The following is a 316-nucleotide window of genomic DNA, read 5'->3' as shown; positions in this document are numbered from 1 at the left end:
ATGGTAACGGTAGCACGGCGACCTCATCGGTATTCGTCACGGTTAACCCCGAAAACGATGCGCCTGTTGCTGTATTCGATACGGCTGCAACGCAGGAAGATACGTCAGTCACGATTGATGTGTTAGCGAATGACAGCGATATCGATGGTGATAGTTTGAGCGTTAGCTCTGCATCAGCGGTAAGTGGTGCTGTTGTAATTAATGGCGATGGAACGCTGAGCTACTCGCCTAATGCAGATTTCAANGGNTTAGATAGCATNAGCTATGAAATCTCAGACGGTAACGGTGGCACCATGACCTCGTCAGTCTCTGTCAC

Annotated in this window: 1 protein-coding gene; it reads left to right on the top strand. The window is 49.2% G+C overall.

Translation table 11 applies throughout. From position 1 onward, the window contains the following. The coding region (locus A3757_RS26380; RefSeq protein WP_197469799.1) for a tandem-95 repeat protein at positions 1-316 on the top strand (316 nt) is incomplete at both ends.

It is taken from the genome of Oleiphilus sp. HI0117, assembly GCF_001635235.1.
This window is presented reverse-complemented; position numbering and strand designations above follow the sequence as displayed.